General features: G+C 65.4%; 17 protein-coding genes and 6 pseudogenes. 14 read left to right on the forward strand and 9 right to left on the reverse strand.

Annotated features, from left to right (window positions below; translation table 11 throughout):
• Entirely contained in the window at positions 1–483 is a 483-nt protein-coding gene (locus OG927_RS33910) for a hypothetical protein (protein ID WP_330321424.1), read from the forward strand.
• Between the two features lie 202 nt (positions 484–685).
• Here the strand turns inward: OG927_RS33910 and OG927_RS33915 are convergent, their stop codons facing one another.
• On the reverse strand, positions 686–1,417 hold the full coding sequence (locus OG927_RS33915) for an HNH endonuclease family protein (protein WP_330321425.1): 732 nt from the start codon (positions 1,415–1,417) through the stop codon (positions 686–688).
• Positions 1,418–1,548: 131 nt separating this feature from the next.
• Here OG927_RS33915 and OG927_RS33920 point away from each other — a divergent pair, with 131 nt between their 5' ends.
• The 3 genes from OG927_RS33920 to OG927_RS36210 are packed head-to-tail and all read left to right on the forward strand — an operon-like array spanning position 1,549 to position 2,679.
• Complete coding sequence (locus tag OG927_RS33920) at positions 1,549–1,815, forward strand: ATP-binding protein (protein WP_364798504.1); 267 nt, start codon at positions 1,549–1,551, stop codon at positions 1,813–1,815.
• Positions 1,812–2,468, forward strand: a complete 657-nt coding sequence (locus OG927_RS33925) for a response regulator transcription factor (protein WP_330321426.1) — start codon at positions 1,812–1,814, stop codon at positions 2,466–2,468. Before OG927_RS33920 ends, OG927_RS33925 begins: the two co-directional genes overlap by 4 nt.
• Positions 2,469–2,484: 16 nt before the next feature.
• Complete coding sequence (locus tag OG927_RS36210; RefSeq protein ID WP_435844275.1) at positions 2,485–2,679, forward strand: zinc finger domain-containing protein; 195 nt, start codon at positions 2,485–2,487, stop codon at positions 2,677–2,679.
• On the opposite strand, the gene OG927_RS33935 is transcribed toward OG927_RS36210, so the two are convergent.
• Positions 2,583–2,855: a hypothetical protein gene (locus OG927_RS33935; RefSeq protein ID WP_330321630.1), complete on the reverse strand. Its 273-nt coding sequence runs from the start codon at positions 2,853–2,855 to the stop codon at positions 2,583–2,585. The genes OG927_RS36210 and OG927_RS33935 overlap by 97 nt on opposite strands.
• Before the next feature lie 57 nt (positions 2,856–2,912).
• Between OG927_RS33935 and OG927_RS33940 the strand changes: the two are divergent.
• From OG927_RS33940 to OG927_RS33945, 3 genes and pseudogenes are all read left to right on the forward strand, one after another.
• Positions 2,913–3,134: pseudogene (locus OG927_RS33940) on the forward strand (DUF4158 domain-containing protein); the annotation flags it as partial.
• Positions 3,135–3,282: 148 nt separating this feature from the next.
• Positions 3,283–3,447, forward strand: a pseudogene (locus OG927_RS36110) (Tn3 family transposase); the annotation flags it as partial.
• Between the two features lie 49 nt (positions 3,448–3,496).
• On the forward strand, positions 3,497–4,306 hold the full coding sequence (locus OG927_RS33945; protein ID WP_330321427.1) for a hypothetical protein: 810 nt from the start codon (positions 3,497–3,499) through the stop codon (positions 4,304–4,306).
• A gap of 57 nt (positions 4,307–4,363) precedes the next feature.
• On the opposite strand, the gene OG927_RS33950 is transcribed toward OG927_RS33945, so the two are convergent.
• Both OG927_RS33950 and OG927_RS33955 read right to left on the reverse strand, forming a co-directional pair.
• The gene (locus OG927_RS33950; protein ID WP_330321428.1) at positions 4,364–6,775 is read right to left on the reverse strand and encodes a tyrosine-type recombinase/integrase; all 2,412 of its coding nucleotides are present in this window, start codon (positions 6,773–6,775) and stop codon (positions 4,364–4,366) included.
• Positions 6,776–6,846: 71 nt separating this feature from the next.
• On the reverse strand, positions 6,847–8,004 hold the full coding sequence (locus tag OG927_RS33955; RefSeq protein WP_330321429.1) for a tyrosine-type recombinase/integrase: 1,158 nt from the start codon (positions 8,002–8,004) through the stop codon (positions 6,847–6,849).
• A gap of 129 nt (positions 8,005–8,133) precedes the next feature.
• Here OG927_RS33955 and OG927_RS36115 point away from each other — a divergent pair, with 129 nt between their 5' ends.
• Positions 8,134–8,379 carry a Tn3 family transposase gene (locus OG927_RS36115; RefSeq protein WP_364798502.1) on the forward strand — a complete coding sequence of 82 codons (246 nt, stop codon included), beginning with the start codon at positions 8,134–8,136 and terminating at the stop codon, positions 8,377–8,379.
• 82 nt (positions 8,380–8,461) lie between these two features.
• Here OG927_RS36115 and OG927_RS33960 read toward each other — a convergent pair.
• Positions 8,462–8,773, reverse strand: a pseudogene (locus tag OG927_RS33960) (TetR/AcrR family transcriptional regulator C-terminal domain-containing protein); the annotation flags it as partial.
• Between OG927_RS33960 and OG927_RS33965 the strand changes: the two are divergent.
• From OG927_RS33965 to OG927_RS33975, 3 genes and pseudogenes are all read left to right on the forward strand, one after another.
• Positions 8,773–8,994 (forward strand): annotated as a pseudogene (locus tag OG927_RS33965) (FAD-dependent monooxygenase); the annotation flags it as partial. The pseudogenes OG927_RS33960 and OG927_RS33965 overlap by 1 nt on opposite strands.
• 1,060 nt (positions 8,995–10,054) lie before the next feature.
• Positions 10,055–11,357, forward strand: a pseudogene (locus OG927_RS33970) (IS256 family transposase).
• On the forward strand, positions 11,354–11,908 hold the full coding sequence (locus tag OG927_RS33975) for a hypothetical protein (RefSeq protein WP_330321430.1): 555 nt from the start codon (positions 11,354–11,356) through the stop codon (positions 11,906–11,908). The pseudogene OG927_RS33970 and the gene OG927_RS33975 overlap by 4 nt, the downstream one beginning before the upstream one ends.
• A gap of 1,161 nt (positions 11,909–13,069) precedes the next feature.
• Here OG927_RS33975 and OG927_RS33980 read toward each other — a convergent pair.
• Together OG927_RS33980 and OG927_RS33985 are read right to left on the reverse strand one after the other, a co-directional pair.
• The gene (locus OG927_RS33980; RefSeq protein ID WP_079100799.1) at positions 13,070–13,327 is read right to left on the reverse strand and encodes a replication initiation protein, RepL2; all 258 of its coding nucleotides are present in this window, start codon (positions 13,325–13,327) and stop codon (positions 13,070–13,072) included.
• 50 nt (positions 13,328–13,377) lie between these two features.
• The gene (locus OG927_RS33985) at positions 13,378–13,830 is read right to left on the reverse strand and encodes a MarR family transcriptional regulator (protein ID WP_056792976.1); all 453 of its coding nucleotides are present in this window, start codon (positions 13,828–13,830) and stop codon (positions 13,378–13,380) included.
• A gap of 1,218 nt (positions 13,831–15,048) precedes the next feature.
• Between OG927_RS33985 and OG927_RS33995 the strand changes: the two are divergent.
• A pseudogene (locus OG927_RS33995) lies at positions 15,049–15,627 on the forward strand (ATP-binding protein); the annotation flags it as partial.
• A gap of 521 nt (positions 15,628–16,148) precedes the next feature.
• On the opposite strand, the gene OG927_RS34000 reads toward OG927_RS33995, so the two are convergent.
• Positions 16,149–17,243, reverse strand: a complete 1,095-nt coding sequence (locus OG927_RS34000; protein ID WP_330321431.1) for a ParB/RepB/Spo0J family partition protein — start codon at positions 17,241–17,243, stop codon at positions 16,149–16,151.
• A complete protein-coding gene (locus tag OG927_RS34005; RefSeq protein ID WP_056792970.1) occupies positions 17,240–18,490 on the reverse strand; it encodes a ParA family protein in 1,251 nt (416 codons plus the stop codon). The genes OG927_RS34000 and OG927_RS34005 overlap by 4 nt, the downstream gene beginning before the upstream one ends.
• 3,676 nt (positions 18,491–22,166) lie before the next feature.
• On the opposite strand from OG927_RS34005, the gene OG927_RS34010 reads away from it, so the two are divergent.
• Positions 22,167–22,969, forward strand: a protein-coding gene (locus tag OG927_RS34010; protein WP_330321432.1) for an IS5 family transposase whose coding sequence is annotated in 2 segments (ribosomal slippage) — positions 22,167–22,484 and positions 22,487–22,969 — 801 coding nt in all. Because the reading frame shifts where the segments join, the coding sequence is not laid out codon by codon here.
• A gap of 37 nt (positions 22,970–23,006) precedes the next feature.
• Positions 23,007–23,213 (forward strand): hypothetical protein, encoded by a 207-nt coding sequence (locus OG927_RS34015; RefSeq protein WP_124283635.1) that lies wholly within the window; start codon positions 23,007–23,009, stop codon positions 23,211–23,213.
• The last annotated feature ends 3 nt before the right edge of the window (positions 23,214–23,216 follow it).

Genomic DNA, 23,216 nt, shown 5'->3' on the forward strand with positions numbered 1-23,216 from the left:
ATGCGCCCGTTAGCTCTGCGACACCGCGTCTCCGTCGTCGCCGTCACTGCGCTCCTGGCTGGGGCGGGCACCCTGGCCGCCGCTCCCCCGGCCTTGGCCGGGGATGACTCGACGATCTTTGGCAAGGACAACACCGTCACTGTGGGCGGGGCTACGTACTTTCCTGCGACGGCGCAGAACAGGGACGGCATCACGGCCTACGTGACGTACTCCTGCGACCCGACCCCGACCCTCTACCTGGGTATCGCCTGGCGGCTGGCCGATGAGCGGGACTCGCAGATCAGCAGCCCTCGCGGAGTCGCGACCGTGCAGCCCTCCCAGCTGACCTGTGACGGGCAGAAGCACAGTGTGGCGATCGCCGCCCGCACGTTGTCGGGCAACCATCTCCCGTTCGGAGAGGGCGACCCTGTAAAGGTCACGGCGAGCGTGAGCAACTTCGAAGGCGCGCCGTACGCTCAGCGCGTGGTGGTCACGACGCTCTGAGGCCGTTGGCGGCTACTTGCCCACCGGCATCGCTGTCACCTGCAATGTCGCCGTCCGGATCCGCGGCTCAGGGCAATCCAGCTTTGTGCGTGATACGCCAGGTGGTAGCGGCCGGAAGCGCGGCAGCCCAGACCGAGGTATCCAGTCCGGGCTGCGGCAGACTTCCGTCGTCAGACCTCTCGTGATCGCCTCACCAGGGGGGTCATCGAGCTAGCTTGTACTGCACCGTCGTGTCCGGGCACGCGTCTGCGAGCTTCACGAGTGCGGCACGTTCCTTGGCGTCGGCGCTGAGTTCCCATCGCAGTTTGGTTGCGGTCCAGTCCGCGGCGTACAGGCAGTGGGCGGCTTCGGTAGGCGGCAGCCAGTTGGCAGGGTCCCGGTCGGCTTTGCTGCGGTTAGTTTTCGCGGTGACCGCTACCAGTGATCGCTCGGCGCCGACGTCGTTGGCGTAGGCCTCGCGGCGCTCGGCCGTCCAGCCGTATGCCCCGCTGTCCCAGGCTTCAGCGAGCGGGACCATGTGATCGATATCCAACTTCCTCGCCTCGGTGACCTCGACCTCGTCGTAGTACGACATCCACACACCACCGGTTAGCGCGCACCGCTCCCCCTGCACAGGCTTCGTCGTCGCCTCCTCGATGAGAACCTCGGCGCGGGTCTGGCATCCGTCGCCGTCCTCATCAACCCAATGCCTGAAGCTGTCACGCTCGTAGCCGTCTCTCTTCTCCACGCCTTCTGGAAGCTTGGCGATGGCGTCCGAGAGCGGCAGGCCACCTTCGGCGGGACCACCACCGGCCGCACCGGACGGTGCCGCGGATGCGGGCGACGCGGTGGCGGAGGGCTTCGCGTCACCCTCGTCGGCGAGCTGGGGATTGCACCCAGCCAGCGATACAGCGAGCAAGGCGGTGGCGATCGACAGGGTTCGGCGACGATTCACGGACGGGCTCCCCTTACTCAGGCAGTGATGCCCCCTCATGGTTGCAGTACTCAACCACACATGACAGCCAGTCATTTGTGCTGGTTGTAACCCACACTGAAAAATCTCGCTAGCCGGCCGCCGTCTTCCGGATCGTCCAGGAAGCCCTCACCAACGTCGTACGCCACGCGGACACCCCCGACTGCTGCGTCACCATCGGCTACCAAGCTGGCGAACTGATCATCGAGGTCGCCGACGACGGCCGCGGCGGCCTCACCTCCGGCGTCGGATACGGCATCACCGGAATGCGGGAACGCGTCAGTCTGCTACGCGGCCAGTTCACCGCCGGGCCGCGACCCGAGGGCGGCTTTAGCGTGGCAGCCCGGCTCCCCCTCTCCGAAGGAGTGCACATCTCATGACGGTCCGCGTCGTGCTCGCCGACGACCAGCCTTTGGTCCGCAGTGGTCTGCGCGTCCTGATGGCCGACGCCCCTGGCATCGACGTCGTCGGAGAGGCCGGAACCGGCGCCGAAGTGGTCCAGTTGGTCCGGGACACCAAGCCCGACGTGGCGGTGATGGACATCCGCATGCCAGGCATGGACGGCATCGAGGCCACAAGGCTGATCACGGCAGCCGCTGGAGCGGCGCGCGTCCTTATCCTCGCCACGTTCGACGATGACGAGTACATCTACGGCGCGCTCCGAGCGGGTGCGAGCGGATTTCTCGTCAAGGACATGGCACTGGACGACATCCTCGGGGCGATCCGCGTGGTCGCCGCCGGAGACGCCCTGATCGCCCCGAGCGTCACGCGGCGCCTGATCGCAGAGTTCGCCGCCCGCCCCGAACCAGCCCCACACCCACGACCGGTCGGGAGCATCACCGAGCGGGAACGCGAGGTACTGACCCTCGTCGGGCGCGGCATGTCCAACAGCGAGATCGCCGCCCACCTCTACATCAGCGTGGCCACAGCAAAGGCACATATAGCGCGGCTACTCACCAAACTCGAAGCCCGCGACCGAGTCCACCTTGTCATCACCGCCTACGAGATCGGCCTGGTAGCGCCACCTCGCTGAACACCAAGCACCTCAGATGCCCGTAGCCCGCCGGCCGAAGCGACGTGGCCCGAACTCTCATAGCCGACCGGACGCGGACGATGTGGAACAGCACGCATGTCCGAAGTGTGGCGCTCAGCCCGGCTCACCGTGCCGCTCGCGCGGCGGCGCGGTCGCCTCGGGCCACCACACCAGCCGCTTCACCATGATGCCCCGGCTGAAGAAGGGGTAGCGCCGAGGTAAGCCCAAAAGCCGCCAGTACTTGATCTTGGCGCCCTGTGCAGTAGTGGCCGTCACCCATTCGGCCGAAGATCGTTGGTGCTGATACTGAATGATCTCTTGGTCTGGGGCGGGACTTGTGACCTCGATCGAGCGGACCGCGTAATCGCGGTTCGAGTGGCTGATCACCGCGCATGAGCTGCATCTGTCTTCGTGCCGACGCGGTAGGAAGCTGCGTGGGCGGCTGAGCGGATGGACTCCGACGGGCATCAGCTCGCGCTGCTGATGGCGCTGAAGTCGTATCAGCGGGTGGGCCGGTTCCCGAAGCCGGATGAGTATCCGGAGATGGTGGTCGACTTCGTCCGCCGTACGGTCGAGCTGCCGGAGGGCACGCTCCCGTTGCACGAGACAGGCCGGACCGCTGAGCGGCAGCGTACGGAGGTGCGCCAGCGGGTGGAGACGAAGTAGAAGAAGTCCCAGGCACGGCAGATCGCTGAGGTGGCGATTCGCAAGGAGGCCGCGGCGAAGAACCGGTCCGCCGACTTGATCAATATCGCGCTGGAGAAGGTGGTGGCGGCCGGGCTGGGACTGCCGGCGTTCTCCACCTTCGACGCCGGACGCGCCGCTGCGCCGGCGGGTGACCGCGGCGACCAACAAGGTCGAGTCGTTCAACCGGTTCTCCCAATGGGTCGGCTTCGGCAACCAGGGCGTCCTCGCCGACAACGACCCCATCGAGCAGGAGAAGGCGATGAAGTTCAACGCCCTGCTCACGAACGCGGTGTTCTCTGAACTAAGAACCCTTCCCCTTGTGATCGCGTACCGTCACAGCCATGAGTACAGAGCTCATCGTTGCCTCGATCTCGGCGGCCGTGGCCTTGGTAAGCGTGGCCATCAGCGCGCGTGCCAGTCGGCGGCAAGCGCTTCTGGCTGCGGAGCTGGAACGCCAGACTGCGGCTCATGCCCGGGATGTGGCCCGCCAAGACATCATGAGCCGTGTCCGCGACCCGCTCCTGTGGGCCGCCTACGATCTCCAGTCCCGGATCTACAACATCGCTCGAAGCCAGTTCGGGTTTCTCACGCTCTATTACAGGGACGGCACCCCGCAAGAACGGGAGTACGCCCGTCGCAACACGCTGTACGTGATCGCGGAGTATTTCTACTGGGTGGAGATCCTCCGACAACGGGTCCAGTTCTTGGACTTGGGCAACCGAGAGGACAACCGGAAGGTGGTAGATCTCCTTCACGAGGTCTCCAACCGATTCAGCGCGGACCGGAACCAGGGAGCGGGCTTTCGCCTCTTTCGGGGCGAACAGCGTGCCATCGGCGGGTTGATGGCCAGCCAGACTGGCGATGATCAGGGTTGCATAGGCTATGCGGAGTTCTGCCGGCTCCTTGACACGGACCAGGAGTTCGGCGCTTGGTTCGCCTCTCTGGACGAGGCCATCCAAGAGCTTGGTAACGAGTTCTACGTCGAGCCACGGTTGATCGAGATTCAGCACACACTCATCAAACTGATCAAGTTCCTTGATCAGGAGGGCGAGAGATTTCCCTTCACACGTGAGCTGCCCCGGCAGCGGGCTGAGACACCTCGATGGCTCAACGATTTCCAAGCGGACGTGTCCGAGCCTGGGGCCGGATGAGGGCTCTTCACTTCTCTGAATTGCCGTCAGAGCCAGCATGTTGGTGGAAGATCGGGATCACGTTCGCTCCTCTGGCCGATGCTGATGTGGAACGGCGGGAGCGGTGATCGTGGGAATGCCGAGATCGACGACGCTGCGGCCGGCGGGGCGCCGGTCGAGTTGGGCAGGCTTCTCCTGCGCTCCGGCCAGGCTCATCTGGAGCCCTTCCACTTCGCCGAGCCATCCTTCGCGTTCAGCCTCGGCAATGCGGGCGAGAAGGTTGTCACGGATCTCGACGAGCCGGTCACGCTGGGCGGGCTCGGGCCAGAGCATCGGGCAGCGAACGCAAGCGTGTTCGTGGATGCAGGGGGTGCCGAACGCGCGACCGCAGGCGCCGACGGAGACCTTGCGCCGCTCGAAGTGACCGAGGAATTCCTGCCATTCCTCGTCGGTGGGGACGCGATATTCCTCGCTCGGGCGGAGGGACCGGCGACGGGCCAGGAAGGCCATGTGCGCCTGGATCGCCTCTTCGGGGTAGACGGCTTTGTAACCGAGAGTCACGTTGATGTCCTGGTGGCCGGCGATTACCTGGGCGATGTGCGGCGGCAGCCCGTTGAGGATCGCGTCGGTGATGAACAGCCGGCGGAAGTCGTGCGGTGTGTAGCGGAGTGGGGCGCCGGTGGCGTCGATCAGGCCGGTGTCGATGAGGGCCTGGTCGAGCATGGTGCGGACGGTCTCATCGGTGAACGCGCGGTCCTCGCCGTAGATGCGCCGTTGAAACAGCAAGGGGGCCGGCTCCTGCCATGCGCATTCGCGGCGGTCGTAGGAGCGGACCAGGGGAACGGCGCCGGTGGTGTCCCGGGCTCGGCAGATGATCGCGCTCAGGACGTCGGCGAGCTCGGGGCTGACCAGCAGCAGCCGCTCCGTGTCCGTCTTGGATGGGACGATCTGTAGGAGGGGGACGAGTTCACCGGTGGTGGGCAGCCGGTATTGGACCAGGCTGTGGTGGCTGAGTTCCAGCAGTTCCTCGATGCGGATGCCGGTGGCCCGCAAGACCTCGATCACGGCCCAGGTCCAGAAGGCGCGCTCGTCCTCGAGTCCCAGATCGCGGCGTTTGCCGGTGTGCGGGTCCTCGGCCCAGATCCTGCCGGCCGTTCCGTGCGGAACCACGGCGCGTACGAGTTGCTGACCGGCCCCGGCGAACGCCTCGCCGGGGCTGGCATGCCGGGCGGCTTCCAGTACTGCGGCAGCGTCCTTGCGACGCTGGTCGACCGTGCGGACGAGGATCGGCAGGACCGGCAGGCGCTCGCGGGTGCGTGCGTCCATCCTCGCCTTGCGCCGTCGTTGTACTTTGCGGTTCTCCAGCTCGTCAGCCCTCACCGGGCTGGGTGCCACCCACGGGCCCCAGCGGCCGGGATCTTCCAGTGCCCACTGGGCGATGTCGAGGTAGAAGGCCCGCACCTGGTTGAGCGTGTCCCGGTAGTTGAGCCTCTCGACCTGTGTGCTGGTGCGTCGGCCGTCGGGGCCGGTGACGATTTTGTCCTTGGTGCGAATCCTCTGCTTCCACTGCCCGATGACGTCCGGGGCGAGGCGGAGGCTGTCGGCGTCGGGGTGGTGGTGCTCGATGTCCTGCCAGAAGCGTTTGCCGAGATGGTAGGAGAGTGACTTCAGGCTGTTGTAGTCCAGCGCGGGCTGGCGTTCACGGAGATAGTCCACCAGCAGGTCACGGACGGGACGGCAGTGCAGTCCGTAGCGGTCGATCAGTTCCTCAGGAGTCCGTTGTCCCAGGTTGCGAACCTCCCGCAGGTTCCGCGGGGCAGCCTCTCCGAGGGCTCCGAGCTGATGCAGCAGCCGGTAGAACACCTCAGTCCCCGACGTCATCCGCTTGAGAACCGCGGCTTGGGTTTCGAAAAGTTCCAGGACGTCGCCGACGGTGATGTCGGCCAGGGTGCCGCCCTTCGCCGCGAGGATGAGGGCACCGCGGCAGCAAGCCGCGCTGACGTGGGTCGGCCGCACACCTTGGGCTGACGCACCCAGCTCCTGCAGGTGCTCGAATCCCTGCGGGTCGCGGATGCGGGCCATGGAGCGGACCAGAACCCCTCGGCGGCTGGCCCCGGCGGCCAGCCAATCCACCGACGGCTGCAGCAGATCAGCACTGATCACCGTCGTCAAGGCCAGGCCAACCGCCGGCATGCGCCAGGCTGCCTTCAGGCCGTGCTCGTGCAGCCACTGCTTGATCACCGGCCGCCAGGCGGCGCCGGTCTGCTCGATGCCGCTGGCCTGCCACCGCTCCTGCCAAATCTGTCCCGGCTGGTCTTCCAGCCAGTCCAGCACCATGACGATGCCGTGGCTGTGGTTGAGCTCGCTGCCCGCGTTCTCCAGCGTGCAGGGCCGACGGGACAGCAACTTGGCCGCCTCGGTGCGGGAGCGCTCGGTGCCCGGCCAGCTGTTGGGAATGGTCCGGGCGGGGAAGCGCTGCTGGGCGGCCACTCCACGGGTGAGCTGACGCGATGTTCCAGCAGCCGGTGTGCGGGAGCCGGCACTCGCCGACAAGGTGATGGTCACCGGGCACCGGCTCCGAACAGCACATCGAGACTTTCCGGCCGGTAGCCGACTGCCGGAGGCGGGGCGACGCGGGTGGCCGCCTGCCGCGTCTGTTCGGCATGGTGGGCCAGCAGCCGCCGGATCACCATCTCCTTGCGAGGCGTGAGGTAGAGCTGTGTTGTGGTCAACTGAGCGTGACCGAGGACGAATTGGACATCGGTGAGAGGGAGGGTGGGGTCCTCGGACATCCGGTAGGCGGCGGTGTGCCGAAGCGCGTGCAGCGTCGCGGACGTCCCTGCCTTGACGTTCGCCCGCTCGAACATGCGGTGAACCGCGTGGTAGGTCAGTGGCCTCGACGGTGAGCGCAATGTCCACCACAGCGGGAGACGCCGCCCGCGTGGGAGCTCATCGCCCATCTCCAGTTGGTAGAGCCGCAGCCAGACGAACGCGTCGGTCGAAGCGGGGAGTTCCTGGATCTCGCCGGTACCCTTGCGGATCACCGAGATCAGCTGGCGCCCCGGATCGACGCCGGCCTGCCATGTGCTGAGCAGTTCGCTGGCGCGGGCGCCGGTGGAGATATAGAAGGCGACAAGGGCCCGGTCCCGGTGCGACGGGAGCCGGGCGAAGATCTCGTTGAACTCCTCGTCCGGGACACTAAGGGGCACCCGCTTGGGCACCGTCGGCCGGTAGAGCCCGGTGCGCTCGTTACGAGCCGGGTCCATCGGGTTGCGGTGGGCGTGAGCCCGCCGGCCGCGACGTGACCGGTCCAGCGGGAACGGGTTGAGGATCGGCCCGGTGCCGATGTCGCGGTGGAAGTCGTAGAAACTCCGCAGCACTGTCTCGCTGTGCGCTCGTACCGACGGTGCGTACGGCTTGCCGCCTGTGGCCCACCGGCCCGCCTCGCTCGGGCGTCGCCAGTGCGGACGCGTCGGCTGTCCGGCGACCTGTAGCCAGCGGGAGAAGTCCCTCGCCTCGATCCGGCTCGCTCGGTCCCACGACACCTCGACAGCCCATAGGAAGCGGAACCAGCGCAGCATGTCCATCCCGTAGGAACGGGCCGTCGCCGCCGAATGACCGGCTCCCTGGAGGTCCCGTAGGAAGGCGCGGGCTCCCTCGACCGGTTCTCTGGCCGGGTCGATGAGTCGGTAGGGCTCCCACGGATCGTCCGTGGCCACCAGTTCCCCGACCAGGGGGACGGACAGGGCTGCCAGGTCTCGGCGATGCCTCCATGGCCGACTCAACGATGCCTCCAACACAAGGTCACTGACCTGCAGAAACTCCGTCAGTAGTTCAGTCAACAGGTCATCTTCCACAACGCCCTGGATATCGCGGAGATCATCCGCCAGCTCCTAGAGGAGGGCTGGGAGCTCGCCCCGGAGGACCTGGCCCACATCTCGCCGTACCTGACCGAGCACATCAAACGATTCGGCGAGTACTCCACCCACGAACTCGGCATCCAGCCCGAGACGTACGACCCGAAACTCGACGTCGACTTCACCCAGCTTCGCGACCAGGACCCGGCCGCCTCCGGCTTCAGCACAGCCGCCTGACCGTCACCTCTGTGAAGGACCCTGTCATGCCCCTTGAGTAGTACGGCCCTCGGCCTCGCTCGCATTCGGCAGGAGCTGAGCGTCACGCCGGCGGCCGGGCGAGTTTGGCGGCCACGGCGTCGAGTACCCAGTCCAGGCCGGTCGCGAAGGATGCCTCGGCGTCCACGTCCGTGCCCGCGTACACGGTCTTGGTCAGCGCCGGAAAGCGGCCCGTGGCCAGCATTCTCGTCAGGTGCGGGCCGCGGGCGCGCTGCCAGTCGTGCTTGGACAGGCCCATGGCGCGCTCGGCCCGCAGATTCGTGATCTCGCGCCTGATCGCGCCCGTGAAGTAGGCGCTGACCGTCTACACGGCGCGCATGACGGTGTCGATGTCGGCGAGGCCGTCAAGGGCGGATGGGGGCGGGCGCGAACCTCGCGATGCTGGAAGGCGCCGAACTCGCCGAGTCCATCGCCACCGGCCCTGGAGATCCGGACGAGGCCGTCCGCGCCTTCGAGGAACAGATGTGGGCACGGGCCGGCAGGTGGGCGAAGATCACGACGGCCGGTCTGGAACGCCTCGTGAGCCCGGACCCTGCCGAAGCCCTCGCCCTCTTCGACCAAGTCCAGCCACCCTGACTGCCAAGCGCGAGAGTGCCAGCATCAACAGGCCCAATCCTCCTACCGGGCCTGTCGGTAAACGGTGACGAGCTCAATCGGTCAGAGCATCACCGAGCCACGCCGGAGCCGACCTTGTCACCACAGACCTCGACGACCACTCCCCCGTGCTCCAGGCACTTACCGGACGCTGACACCTTGGCTCCCCGGCTTCACGTCCGGGTGATCGGCCAGGCCGGCCCGTATCCCGGAGCCCCAGCTGTGGTTGGCCATACATGCAAAGGGTCATCTACTGGGCTGTCGGAACGGCTGTACTCCTCGGAGGCACACCCCTTCCGGCACACGCCGGCACCAGCCGCGCCCCCGCGCTCATCGTAGACACGCACCGCTGCACAGACCGCGGCGACTACTGCATTGTCGTGCAGCACAACACCTCGACAAGGCGGGTTCCGTTGATCATCGCCCACAAGGTTTCCGGGGTGAAGAACCACACCTACTGGGCTCAGTGGTCCCACAAGAAGCCTGGTCACAGCACCTGGACCAGCGGCTGGAAGAGGTCGACCTGGACTGGTGACAACGGAAGGGCCCCCGGCGTCGCTGTGGAAACGCTGTGGGGAAGGAAGGGCCGGTTCGGTGGGCCCAAGCTTCCTCAGGGAACCGTGCTGTGCACACAGTTCAAGGGATCGGACGCTAAAGCCTGTTACCGCCTTGGCTGACTGCTGACTTCGCGCTTGACGCGGCTTTGGACGGCCAGGACCGTCAACGAGTTGACACCCCACAGTCACCCAACCGTGCAGCAGTCCCGTCCTCGCGAGTGCAGATGGGAGTTGCTCGCCTGCCGCACGAGTAGACGGTTCACAGACCGGGCTGCCTCATGTGCGTGAGGTCAATGAGGACCGATCCGCGGATCGGTCCTCATTGACCTCACGCACATGAGCTATGGCTCTCATTTTCGCTCGAGCAATGCTCAGGACTTGTGGATCGGTGCCGGGAGGTGCACAGAGGGCGTACTTTCCCGAATGATCCTGTGATGGTCACCGAGTAGGCCCGCGTTCGCAGCGCGGGTCGGGAAGGCACGCCCGTGCTCAGCGCAGGGAATGCCGACGGTTTGAAGGAGTCTGGCTCCCTGATCGACGAGGTTGTCCGCGATGGCGCCCGGCGGATGCTGGCTGCCGCGCTGGAGGCGGAAGTCAACCAGTACATGGCCGAGTTGGTGGCCGAGACCGACGAGCGAGGTCGGCGCCTGGTGGTGCGCAACGGCCGCCATCAGCCGCGGACTGTGGCCACCGCGGCCGGCCCGGTGGAGGTCACGGCGGCTCGGGTGAACGACCGCCGCGTCGACGAGGCCACCGGCGAGCGGAGGCGGTTCTCCTCGAAGATCCTTGGCGCCGTGGTGCCGCAAGTCGCCCAAGGTGAGCGAGGTGCTGCCGCTGCTCTACCTGCACGGGCTGTCATCGGGTGACTTCGTACCGGCGCTGGAGCAGTTCCTCGGCTCTGCCGCCGGCCTGTCGGCCGCAACTGTGACCCGGCTGACGAAGCAGTGGGGCAAGGATCATGCCGCGTTTCAGAGCCGGGACCTATCGGACCGGGATTTTGTCTACGTGTGGGCCGACGGGGTGCACCCGAGGGTCCGGCTCGGGCAGGCGCATTCGTGCGTGCTGGTCCTGCTCGGCGTCCGCGCGGACGGCACCGAGGAGTTGATCGCGCTCGCGGAGGGGTTGCGGGAGTCGACGGAGTCGTGGGCGGACCTGCGGGACTGCCGCCGACGCGGCATGGGAGACCCTGAGCTGGTGGTCGGCGATGGTGCGATGGGACTGTGGTGGGCCCTGGCTGAGGTGTTCCCCGCAGCCCGGCATCAGAGGTGCTGGGTTCACAAATCCCGGAATGTCAGCAATGCCCTGCCGAAGTCGGCCAAGCCCGGCGCGACCAGGGCAATGCAGGAGATCTGCAACGCCGAGGACCGTGCCCACGCCGAGAAGGCCATCGAAGCATTCGTGAAGACCTACGGCACCAAGTGGCCCAAGGCCGCCGCGAAGATCACCGACGACCGGGACGAACTGCTGGCGTTCTACGACTTCCCCGCCGAGCACTGGATCCACCTGCGGACCATCAACCCAATCGAGTCCACCTTTTCCACCGTCAAGCTCCGCACCAAGGTCATCCGCGGCGCCGGCAGCCCAGCCGCCGCCCTGGCGATGGTGTTTAAGCTGGTCGAGTCCGCCCAGGACCGATGGCGGGCGATCACCGGTGCCCACCTGGTGGCACTCGTCCGCGCGGGGGCCCGGTTCGAGAACGGCGTCGGTCGAGCGCCAGGAGCAGGCCGCGTGACCACGCGAAAAACAGGTGCACAGATCCGGCTCAGCGGTGCGACACTGCCCCCATGACCAGGACAGAGCTCTCCGAACTCGACTATCTGCGGGAGATCGAACGGCTCGCCAAGGCAGTTGCCTCCGCAGCCGCCGGTGAGCACTGGTACGGCGGCGACACCGAAGGTGAGGGGCCGCTCCAACGTAGTGTCAACGCTCTGGGGCGGGCGCTGCTGCACTACCACTTCCCCCTGGACGGGTGCCTGGAGGAGGAGGCAGAGCGCCTACAGGTTCCTCTCGCCGCCGTGGCCGTCATCCGTCCCGAGGCCATGCCCGTCGGCGCCGGCGAGACCTACCCGGATGCCTGTGTCCGGCTGGGAGTGGAAGCACGTCCCGAAGGGTGGGCGTTGTGGGAGACCTGGGTCGACGGCAACGCGAAGGTCACCATGGTCGTCTCCGCCGTGGACACCACCGAGGGCTTGCTCACCAACTGGGCCAAGGGCAGAGACCTGCTCCCGGTCATGCCGCTGCCCTCCCAGATCGCCCAGGTCCACACTGGCTGGACCGGCTGGGGATCGATCTTCTCCCCCTACGGCAAGAGGAAGCTCGGCCTCAACGGACAGTCGTGATCCACAGGTATTGACTATTGCTCTGCTCCCCCCATTAGGCCGGTCTCCGCAGACGGCGACATCAGTGTTCAGCACCACACCTCAAGACGATGCGTGCGGCTGATGATTGCCCACGAGGTCTCCGGGGCGAAGAGCGACACGCACTGGGCGCCGCGGGTCTCACGATGCCCAAACCTGCCACGAAGGGACAGGGTTTAAAGAGGTCGACGCGGACTGGTGACAACGGAGCGGCGCAGAGGGTCGCAGTCGAAAAGAAGGGAGTCTTTACGGCCCAGGACTGCTCAATGCAGGCTTGCTATGCATCCGCTTACAGGTGTTCACCCCCGAACGGCCTGCTTTCGCCTGGGTTGAGCACAGGGTGCAATGCTTGAGGGGACTCCGGACAGCCGAACCCATCGGCCCCGTGGTGCACGCCGCGACAGGTGCATAGTTCTTCCTGGGTGGCACCGTCATCGCAGGGCGGTCGAAAGGGGCTTGCGACCGTGTAAGGGCCCGGACTAGTCACACACGAAGGGCGATCTGGTGAGGGCTTGCAAGGACAGGTGCCAGCAGATGCGCCATCAGCTTGTCTACCCTACGGTCGAGGAGAGCGTTCTGACAGGACAGCGCTCGCACTGGCCCCGCGGTCACTTCGCACGTACGCGGGGCCAGCCGTCACCCCGGTGACAGCTTTGCGCGGCCCGAGATCTCAGGTCGATGCCCTCGTGCAGTTCGATGCCCTCGTGCAGTTCGATGCTGACGAAGGAGCGTCGTCTCAGCCCGATCGGGCCGACGAGGGAACAGGGGGTTGTGGCGAGCAACTGAGGCAGGGACCTCGGGCTCTACAGTCCCCCACAGACCAGTGCTTGTTCACCCGGTGGTGACAGCGATCGATCGGGGCGAGATCGCAGGAGAGTACGTCTCGCAGATACACCGTCGCGACGAAGGCTCCGGAGACCTCGTGTATAACACCGGAACCCGCGCCGAATTGCAAGCCCTCATGCACTGGCTTGGCGAGATGAGAACGGATGGCAAAGCTCCGTTCCCCGGGGGCGCCTCGCCAACCGAACGAGCTCATTGCCGCCAGCAGGCACTGCCTCATGTACGTGAGGTCAATGAGTATGGGTCTAAGAGTCGGTGCTCATTGACCTCACGTACATGAGCTATGGCGTGCTGTGTCGCTCAGGTTGCTCGGCGCAGGGGGACGACAACGGTCTCACCGGTGCTCTTGGCGCTAAGCCTGTAGTAGCTGATGTGGGCAAGCCGCTCTGATTCTTCAAGCCATCCCGCTTCTACGACCTGGCGCCGGGTGCGGGAGAACACGGTCGGGGACATGCCGACGAGCTTGGCGAGGTTGGCGCCGGTATCGATGACCGCGCCGGCGCGGTCGGTGGGGTGCATCGCATAGAGCATGACGACCAGGCGCTGGTTGGCGGTCATGCCAGCAGTGCGGTGAAGAATGTCCAAGAGCTTCCGCTTGTCTTCGTTGTTCACTGGGCCTCCCACCGCAAAGGGGTCATGTTGTCGAAGCCCGGGATGTCCGGCGGGTTGCACGACTTGATAGCTTCCCGCTGCTCAATCCCAGTCCCATGAAAGGCAATGTACGGGCTGATTCGGTAGAGCCTGTAGTTGCCGATCCGCCCGCGCTCGATCAAGATGCGTCGCTTGAGTAGTTTTCGGTTGATCTTGCCAACAGCATCAGCGGTCATCCCGACCTTTCTGCCGATGTCCGCGCCGGTTGCCCTCAACGGCGCCATGCCTTGAGGCGAGACCCCGATCCACCACAGAACCAGGTACTTCTGGCTCGGGGTGAACTCTTTACTTTCGGTGATCGCTGCGACTCTCGCCTTGTCCACCTGGATGTGCTCGCCGGAGAAGGCGTAGGGCGCATAGGGGATGGCCTCGCCGGTGTCCGCATCAACCAGCCTGCGTACTGCTCCCAACAGGCCCTCCATAACGGGACATTGTTTGTACGTGCATCTTGGCGACCCTCAGGCCGACTAGATGAACTTAACGTACATGAGCGCGTGGTTCATGAACCACGCCTTCAGGGCGTGTCGTCTGACCTCGCGTGGATCCGTAGCTCCAATCCGCCTGCACGTACGGCGCCGCTCATGAACCTCACGTCGATCTGGTCGGTTCCTACGGTCGTGGTCACGGTTCTATCGGCATGGGTGCCACGGCTGTAAGAACTGCCTGCCCTGCTCAGCGGATCCGGGTGCGCGATGCCAGGATCTGTGTGCCAGATCGTCAGGTCTTGGTCAACAAGGTCATCTGTGCAGGTCAGAGGGCCTTTTGGGTCTGCGCTCTCTTATGTAGTAGGACCGGCCACTCCAAGCGAAGCGCATCACTCAGCGTTCGTCGGATGGCAGTCGCGCGAGGTATCCCGCATTGCCCGCCCAGTGCGTACACATCCGTACCCCCTGCTACTGGTCGGCAGCAAACTTCGCTCGCTCGACCCTCCTAAGCCGACGAAAGCACGCCAGGACGCAGCCGCAGCCAACCAATTAGTCGCCATGTATGCCCCCTTAGCCAACGTCGGCCCTAGCCACGCTGCTCTTACACCCCCCTACGAGCCGCGGCCGCCCGACGGCGTGAAGGCCCCGTCGGGCCACCGGAGGCCCCCAACGGCCGAGGATGTACCGACCAGTGGGCGTGGAGAGCCGCAACCAGCACGATCGGGCCGCCGAGTTGCTGGTGGGCGGCAATCAGCAGGTCGCGGTAGTCGCGACAGGAGAAGCACTTGGGTCCCTCACGCCAGCACTCGTCGCGACGGGGCCAATAGATCAGCCGAGAGCGGTGGCCAGGCTTGTAGCAGGTCAGCGCAGTGATGGATCTCCATCTGAGGGAGCATCCACAAACCCTCCCTCACCACCGGGGTCCGGGCCGCGCCGCGGCGTGCCGTCTTCGCCTGCGTCGGCGCCATAGAGAAACCGACTTCATCCTCGAAGACGAAGGCGAAGAGGGCACGCCGCGAAAGGCGGTAACCCTGACGCACGCCCGAGCTTCTCCTCGCTCGACTGCCTGGACTTGCTGGTAAGAGGCATGAGGTACCGCCCGTGGCGACGGTCCGAACCGGCGACATCCCCCGCCAGGAACGGCCGCAGGGCGAGGAGACCGGCCCGTTGCAGGCCCTGCTGAACCGGGCCGCGGCAACACGGATCGGGGTCGGGCGCCAGCCGTCGTCGGTCTATGACGAGCTGACCGGCAACCGCATCCGCACCACGGCCGGAAAGCTCGGCCTGCCCCACCTCGCGGAAGCCATCAATGAGTTCACCCGCCGGGCAGACGAGGCGAAGATGGGCTATCTCGACTTCCTCGACATGGTCCTCTCCGAGGGAATGGCCGTCCGCGACGACCGTTGGTTCCGGCAGGGTCTGCGGCTCTCCCGGCTGCCGCACCACAAGAGGCTCGATGAGTACGACTTCCCGTTCCAGCCCGCCCTCGACCCGCGCAAGGTAAAAGGCCTGGCCACCCTCTCCTTCGTCGAGGCCAAGGGGAAAGCCGCCCCTTTGGGCCCGCCCGGAGTGGGCAAGACGCACATCGCTCTCGCTCTGGCGGTCGCGGCCTGCCAGGCCGGCTACTCGGTCTACTTCACCAGCCTCGACGACATGGACGGCAACCTCAAAGCCGCCGAAGCCGCCGGCCGTCTGACCAACAAGCTCGGCACGCACCTGCGGCCGGGCGTCCTCGTCGTGGACGAGGAGGGCTACGAGATCATCGAGCGCGGAGAAGCGAACTCTTGTCTGCGTGGGCTCACCGCATCACGTTTTCGCACGCGTCAGTCTCATCACGAGCTCTGTCATTGAGCCTTGAGGCTGCCTGGGAGGTTCTCGGAGACCAAAATCCCGTGTGCGGCTCCCTGGCGGGCTATCAGGGGCGTCCAGGTCGGCTCATACCAAACCCTGAGAGTTAGGCCGCCAGGGCCACCCTTGAGCGAGTCGCGTTTCTCACCTTTTGTCGTTTTTCTACGTTTTGCCTTCCCCAACAGGGAACACGAAAGGACGACGCTGAATCACCGGATGCTCTGTGGCAGGCGAGCCAAGCGGAGCGGCTCTGTTGAGAAGCGCATAGGGGCGCCGCTCCGCCGCCTGGATCGAGGGCAGCGGAGCGGCGCCAAGAGCTGAACGGCCGGAATGCCATCGAGGGGCTCGTTCCGAATAGCTGGCCTGTGACGTGGGTTACCCCCTACGAAGCCGGTGCGGCTAAGGCTCCTTGCAGTCATGCCACTCCCCCTCCCCCGGCCTCACCAGCGATACAGTCAGTGGCCGGCGGCCTGGCCGTGAACGGCGAGAAGCCGCGCCAGAAGTACCTGCTGCTGCTCGGAGTCCATCTTCCGCAGTACCAGTTCAGCCACAGCGTTGGCGTCGTGCCAGGGCATCTTGATATTGGCCGCGGTCCCGACCGGAACGGAGACCGACTCCCGGTGTGCAGGCTGCGTGGTCTCGGCCTGCTGGCTGGCGGGTTCTGTTCGCTGGGTGGGCAACTCCTCGGGGACGGCATCTTCCCTCGTTTGCGAAGCAGGGCTATCACGGCGTGATAGCTCCGCCTGCGCTGGCGGTGTGATCTGTAGTGGAGTCGGCGGTTCAGGTCGCGCGAGGACGAAACCCTGCTCTTCTCCCCCGCTGTGCACCGTCGAAGACTTTTGCTCGCTGCCAGCAGCGGCTCGCCTGTCTGCCTTTTGTCGCTGTTCCTCTGGGGGCAGCTTGGACAGGTTGCGAACATGTTCGATCGTGCGGCGCCCCGCGACGAGATCTGCCTGAAGTTCGGGGTCGATGTCGAGGATCGACAGCTTCGAAGAAATGGTTGACTGCCCGATACCCAGCCTCTTGGCCGCTCTGCTCTGCGAGCCGTAGAACTTGACAAGCTTGCGCAGCGCTTGAGCCTGCTCGAGCGGGTTCATGTCATCACGATGGACGTTGGCGACGAACGCGGCTTCAAGCAGTGACTCGTCGGTGGAGACGAGGGTGTTGTCGACGCTGACCCGAATCCTGGGAGCGCCGGCGAGCCTGGCGGCCTCGAGACGGCGGTGGCCGTCGATGACGATGTAGCGGGCGCCTTCGTCGAGGTCCTCTGCCCGGTCCGGTCGTTCGGAGAGGTATGCCTCCACGCTGGCGATCGTGATGGCGTTGACGAGCCCGATCTCGCGAATGCTCTCAGCCAGCCCGTCGAGGTCGCGCAGCTCCTCACGCGGGTTGTCGGGGTTCTGGCTGATGACACCGAGGGGGAGTTCAGTGGGATCCGGGACTCCGTCGGTGTGTGCTTCGGTGGCCGCGCCGATGGCGGCGCGGCGGGCGCTGATGGGGCGGGCCTGTGCGAAGGATGCCCCGGCGCCGAGGTTCTTGGCCTTGCTCACTTGCTGATCTCCCGGGCGAGGGCGCGGAGTGCGACGGACTGGTCGCACCGGGGCGCGTAGTCAAGGAGGGGCCGCTTGGCTCGGACGGCTTCCTTCTGTTCTTTCAAATCTCCGATGACACCGACGACACGGGGATCCTTTATGTCCATCCAGGACTGGAGAGATGACGTGGCGATGTATCCGCGGCGGGCATCGTAGTGGTTGACGACGAGGCCGAGGTAGTCGACGTCGAGTGCGAGGTCGGTGCGCATGTCTTCGATCTGTGATGTGAGAAGGCCGTAGGCGTCGGCGCTGCTGTCTTCGGCTTGGACGACGATGAGGGCGCCCGAGTTGCCGGGGGATTCCTGGGGGCGGCGGCGTCCGTAGTAGGTGGCGGCGTCCATGCTCAGGCCGAGGCTGGGCGGGCAGTCGATGAGGATGACGTCGTAGTCGGGCTCGATCGAAGATAGAGCGCGTTCCAGGGATGCTTCGCGGGCCCGCACGGACGCCAGGCGTACGTCGAGGAGGAAGGCGTCAGTGCACGCGGGCAGGAGGTGGAGCCTGTCGTCGAAGCGGGCGCCGTCGATCGGAACGATGAGGTCACGCAGATCGCCCTTGCCTTCCCCTGCCATGTGGTTGGTGAGTGAGTCCCCGTCCATGGGAAGAGGCTCTTGGCCCAACTGTCGCGTGAGGTGACCTTGTGGGTCGAAGTCGACGAGAAGGACTCGCTGGCCGAGGCCGGGCAGGTCCTCGAGTGCGAGCGGGTCGCGGGTGCTGTCCTCGTCCTCCACGAGGAGTGCCGCGAAGTGCTTGGAAACGCGCACAGGCACGAGCATCGTGGGGGCCTCCGCAAGGGCCTCCCCTGCGCCCGCAGTGATCGCGGTCTTTCCCACGCCGCCCTTCTGGTTGCAGACGATGACGCGTCGGACGATCTCGGGCCGCTTCACGGCAGGGGCGGGATGGGTATCGAGCCACACCCGCACGGACTGTGCCAGGCCTTGGATGAGGGAGACACCGCGGGACTTGCAGTCGGCGCGGAAGTCCGACCATAGATCGGCGGGCAGGAAGGTCGCGAAGGACTCCGCACCGCTCGTGTCGATGGACGTGAGGTTGGATCCGAGTCCGCGCCACGCCGTGATGCCTGCTTCGACGGCGTCTTGCATGTCGATGCCGTGCTGGACGGCGCGGATCTTCAGTTCCTGGCGGAGCCAGGAGGGCAGCTTCGAGACGACCTTCTCGCGGTCGCCCCTGGAGTCAGGTGACGTCATAGTTCGTCACTCTACTAACGCGAAAGATCAATTGGGTACGCCACGCGTTAGCTATGAAGTCTTTTTTCGCTGTGGTGGGCTATCACGCCGTGATACCCCACCACAGCACGTCGTGGACGCGGCAAAACAGCGAGCCCGTGAGCTGCGTGCCCCCCACTCCACTCTTCGACGCCGCGTCATTGACGCCCGGTCACGCAGTGCACGCAAAGACAGCAGGCAACGACTGACTGAGATCAGCAACGACTGCCTCGTGACCTATCACGCCGTGATAGGTCACATCGGAGCGGGAGGGTGTTCCATCCCAGCGAAGTCGGCAGCATCACCGAAGTCGAACGCGGCCACCAAGGCCGTAGAGCATTGGAGGTGCGGTGCAGCAAACGGATCATAAGGGCTCGTTCTCACCAAAACGCGCAGGTACTCCCTCCGAACTACTACCTCATCTCGATGAGGCCGACAGGGCAGTCGGCACACTTCGGCGAGCCAGTCAGTACCCGTTGAGACAGGAAGCTGACCTATCACGGCGTGATAGGTCAGCGGGCCCTGTACCAGCGGTGCCGAGGAGCGCTTGGCCACAACTGCCATCACCAGCGGCGTCGACCCGGCTCAAGTCCCAGGAACGCCTGCCACATGTAGTGCTCGGCGGTAGCCACCCGAAGAGGATCATGAAGTCGCCCGTAGTGGCAGGACGGCGGATTGCAGCCGGGTGGACCGAGCCTGAAGGGCTCACTCCACGGAATGCAGCCTTCCAGGCTGCTACCACTCTGAGGCTTCGATGTTTGGGTAGCTCGGCCCGGTCGCCTTGGAGGAGTAGCACGGGCAGATACGGAGACTGTCAGTGGACGAATATTTGGGACTTCTTGAGGGTGAACTGGGACCCCTGACGAGTCCTGACGTGATCACAGAAGATGTCTGACTTGCCCTCCATGTTTCGGCCGACGGCGGCTCCACATCTTGGACGCCCCCGATGCCGACGGCCTTGTGCCAGTGCGAGACCTATGCGTTCGACGGTCCTCTGGTATTCACGCTGGACCTCACCCGACAATGCGAAGCCTCCGGCGGCGACGGTCTTCACGACCACTACGTACAGGTCTCACGCCCGCCCTGGTCAGCGATTCACGGACTCAAGCCGGCCGAGATCAAGGTGCACCAAGGGCAGGTGCCGCAACTCAGGCCACCTTCGTGGTGACGCAATCTCCACAGGGGATGACCCTCTTCCCTCGGATAAAGGCTCTTGCGCTGTTGGGCCGTGAGGACGTTGGGGGTCCTGGTTGCGCCATCGCAGGTATACGGACAGAGCCCGGGTCTTGACAGTGCGGTTGGGGCGGGTGGGTGCAACGTCGGGAGCCCCGCGACTGCTCCAGAAGACCTACGCCCGACTGCCGGCTATCGATCGAGCTAGGCCTCTTCACCACACCGACCCCAGGTTCGCGCTCCGGCTCAAGACAGAACTACCCATCGTGTTGGTCCAGCAACGAGCCGCAGAGAGGGTGCCACATCATGAGCAAGGAGACTGCCAGCCTGCTCGGCACCGAGTCGGTTCCGGAGTACAGAGACCTCGGTACACCCTCAATCGCCAGGTCCGTCCTGGTGCTACGCCGCAACATGGCAGCACGACATCAGTACCCCCACGCTCGCAGGGCTGTACGCGGCTGGCCGAGGTGGTGGCACAAGGGGATGAACGAGGCGGACGAGGCACCGCTCGGTGCCTGGCCATAGGCCGCCCGCTCGACAACTACTTACAAGATGCTGCTGGCCACGCTCGAAGCAGGATGTTCGGGCGGCCTGCCGGACGAGCTTTGATCCTGTGCCGAGGAAGCGCCAGAACCGTATACCGCCCCAGCCTGAGGCGGCCGCTCGTCCCCAACTACTTCTGCAATCACTCGAGGGTTCCGAGGTATCACCGCAATGCGGCCGCGGAGCAACTCCGGAACTGTGACCATCACGCCGTGATCGGCAGGGAACGCGTGTAGGCCTATCACGGCGTGATAATCAAGCAGGTCTGGTGGTCCTCTACTCCCCCAGCGTTTCGCGCAGCTTCACGACCGGTCCCCTGTGCTCCATGTGGAACCCTTCACCTGGTCGCCGAGACCGCACGGGTCAGCACACCGGGGTCGGATCGCGTGGAGGCTATCTCCAGATCGCTGAGGACTCAGTGGCGATGGGTGGCACGGATATCTGGTTGATTGGACGATCCAGGCCGCTCGTGACGCCATCGCGGGGCACCCGCACCTCCTGCTGCAATTCTCTCCGACGCCCACCCCGAGGTTCGGTCTGCTCGGCCCTTGTCGTTCCACCCTCGAACAGCGAGATTCGACACGCCTCCTCAGACCTGCACCACAGCTTGGCCGTGGAGAACGATTCGGTGGCCCCGGTGAGATTCATTCCGGTGATCGCATAGCTCGCCCTCGAACATCAGGATGACCACGCTTGCGCCTGGGCTCGCCACCTATGGTCAGATCCCGGGCGATCGCCCGCGATCGGATCGGCGCCAGCCTCCCCAGTCGTGCCTGGTAGACGAACCCGTCCCTGCCGAGCCCCGCAACGGGTGGCGTGGCTCCCACCGGTTGACTCCAGCTCGAGCTGCGCAGCTGCATCCACGAAATGCTGACGCTGAAATTCCGAGGAACGTCGTTCGACTGCCCTCTGTCCTGAGGACAGTCAAGTGGGAGCTGCCGCGGTCTGGCGGCCTTGCCGGGCGCTTCGGCTCGGGGTGTGGGTGCGAGCAAGGCGGTAGGAGCCGAGGCCTGGTACACCCTCTGCCTGGACGGCTCTAGCGCACCGCGAGGGCAACGGGCGTCGGAGGCCAGAGCGCCGGTCCGCAGTGCGATGGCCAGGTCCGTGTCGACCTACCCAATGGCTTGGCGCCGGTTCACCCGCAGATCCTCGATGACCACCCGAGTCCCGTCCGTTCCCGTGCTCCTCCACCAGGCGTTGTGGACCGAGGTGAACTGGCCCGCTGGCCGCCTACTGGGCCGTGGGGTGTGATCACAACGCAACAACGGCATGCTTGGAGGCCACGGGAATGTGACCTATCACGCCGTGATAGGTCAGGAACATACGGGGACCTATCACGGCGTGATAGGTCAAGTGCGCGCGTGTTCGCCGCCTCGGGGTATCTGTAGAGGGCGTCGCGGGGGAGCGGGTGAAGCTGTCAGAAGCTGTGTTCCTGAACCCTCGCTTACAGGGGGCCTGGTTGGTTGTCGGCCTCGGCAACCGGGGGAGCGATAAGCCACATGGCAGCCATCGTCCCCACCAGTGTCAGGTCTCTGCCGTTTGTCGAGTCACCGTCGTCCTTGACGGCGAGCTGCAGCCCCATCAACGGTGCTGCAGCGTCGGAACCTTCAGCAAGGGAGCACCGCCATGCAGCATGATCAGAGCATGGAGTCGCCCAGGCCGATCTCTCATCGGCATCGTCGCTCTGCAAGGAAGAGCAGCATTGCGCTGCCCGAGGGCGGACCACTGAGGCTGCCACGGTCCCTCTGGGCTATCACGCCGTGATAGCCCAGAGGGACCGTGGCAGACCTATCACGGCGTGATAGGTGGTCAAAGGTGCCCTTCCATCACGCCGTGATAGCACACCATGCCCCTCCGAACTGCCAAAGAGCTCGTAACACGATCTTGCTGAAGCGTGCTGGCGGGGCGTAACCGGTGTGACGATTCCGCCGTTCGTGAAGGTGTGGGTACTCGACCGTGGATCGTGGACGATGAGTTGTGGGCGTTGATCGAGCCGTTGCTGCCGCCGTGGCCGGAGCGGTCGCCCGGGCCTCGACCGGTGCCGGACCGGCTCTGCCTGCAGGGCATCCTGTTCGTCCTCTACAACGACATAGCCTGGCAACTGCTGCCGCTGGAGCTGGGGTTCGGCTCGGGACAGACATGCTGGCGGCGTCTGGACCGATGGCAGAAGGCAGGAGTCTTCGACCGGCTGCACCGGGTCCTGCTCGCCGAACTGAACGCGGCCGGCGAGCTCGACTGGTCGCGGGCGTGCGTGGATGGTTCCCACATCCGCGCGAAAAAGGGGGACCCGACACCGGTCCGTCGCCGGTCGACCGGCGGAAGACGGGCAGCAAACACCACCTGATCTGCGACGGACGCGGCACCCCGCTCAAGGTCATCACGACCGCGGCCAACGTCAACGACGTCACCCAGACCCTCCCCCTGGTCGACGGCATCCCACCCGTCGCGGGCCGCTTCGGCAGGCCCCGCCGACGACCAGAAGCCTTGCTCGGCGACAAGGGATACGACTCCAACGCCCACCGCGACGAGCTGCGTCACCGACGGATCCTGCCTGTCATCTCCCGCAAGGGCTCACCCAACATCAAGGGCATCGGCAAGCTCCGCTACGTCGTCGAGCAGACCTTTGCCCTGCTCCACCACTTCAAACGTCTCGCCGTCCGCTGGGAACGCCGCACCGAACTCCACGACGCCTTCGTCTCCCTCGCCTGCAGCCTCATCTGCTGGAGACGACTCAAGAAGGCCTGATCATGATCGTGTTACGAGCTCAAAGCAACCGACTGTGATGAACAGCCCCCTGGTCGATGACCAGGTCATCATCGAGAACGAGCAGGCTAGCGCTGGGGGAGTGGAGGGTGAGACCAGCTGGGAAGCCGACACGGCCGTTGTTGTGGCCGATCTCCCGAACCGCGCGGACGGACTGTCCAACCAGCGGGTCAGGGGAGTATCCAGGGAAAGGCTCTGTTCCGTAGTCGGTGGTGACGGCGCGTGACGG

Source organism: Streptomyces clavifer, assembly GCF_036345975.1.
Lineage (GTDB): Bacteria > Actinomycetota > Actinomycetes > Streptomycetales > Streptomycetaceae > Streptomyces > Streptomyces clavifer.

Coding starts and splice junctions, on each gene's coding strand:
- OG927_RS33910 (WP_330321424.1), top strand. CDS start 1: ATGCGCCCGTTAGCTCTGCGACACCGCGTCTCCGTCGTCGCCGTCACT.
- OG927_RS33925 (WP_330321426.1), top strand. CDS start 1,812: ATGACGGTCCGCGTCGTGCTCGCCGACGACCAGCCTTTGGTCCGCAGT.
- OG927_RS36210 (WP_435844275.1), top strand. CDS start 2,485: ATGCCCGTAGCCCGCCGGCCGAAGCGACGTGGCCCGAACTCTCATAGC.
- OG927_RS33945 (WP_330321427.1), top strand. CDS start 3,497: ATGAGTACAGAGCTCATCGTTGCCTCGATCTCGGCGGCCGTGGCCTTG.
- OG927_RS33975 (WP_330321430.1), top strand. CDS start 11,354: ATGACCAGGACAGAGCTCTCCGAACTCGACTATCTGCGGGAGATCGAA.
- OG927_RS33980 (WP_079100799.1), bottom strand. CDS start 13,327: ATGACCGCCAACCAGCGCCTGGTCGTCATGCTCTATGCGATGCACCCC.
- OG927_RS34005 (WP_056792970.1), bottom strand. CDS start 18,490: ATGACGTCACCTGACTCCAGGGGCGACCGCGAGAAGGTCGTCTCGAAG.
- OG927_RS34015 (WP_124283635.1), top strand. CDS start 23,007: ATGAACAGCCCCCTGGTCGATGACCAGGTCATCATCGAGAACGAGCAG.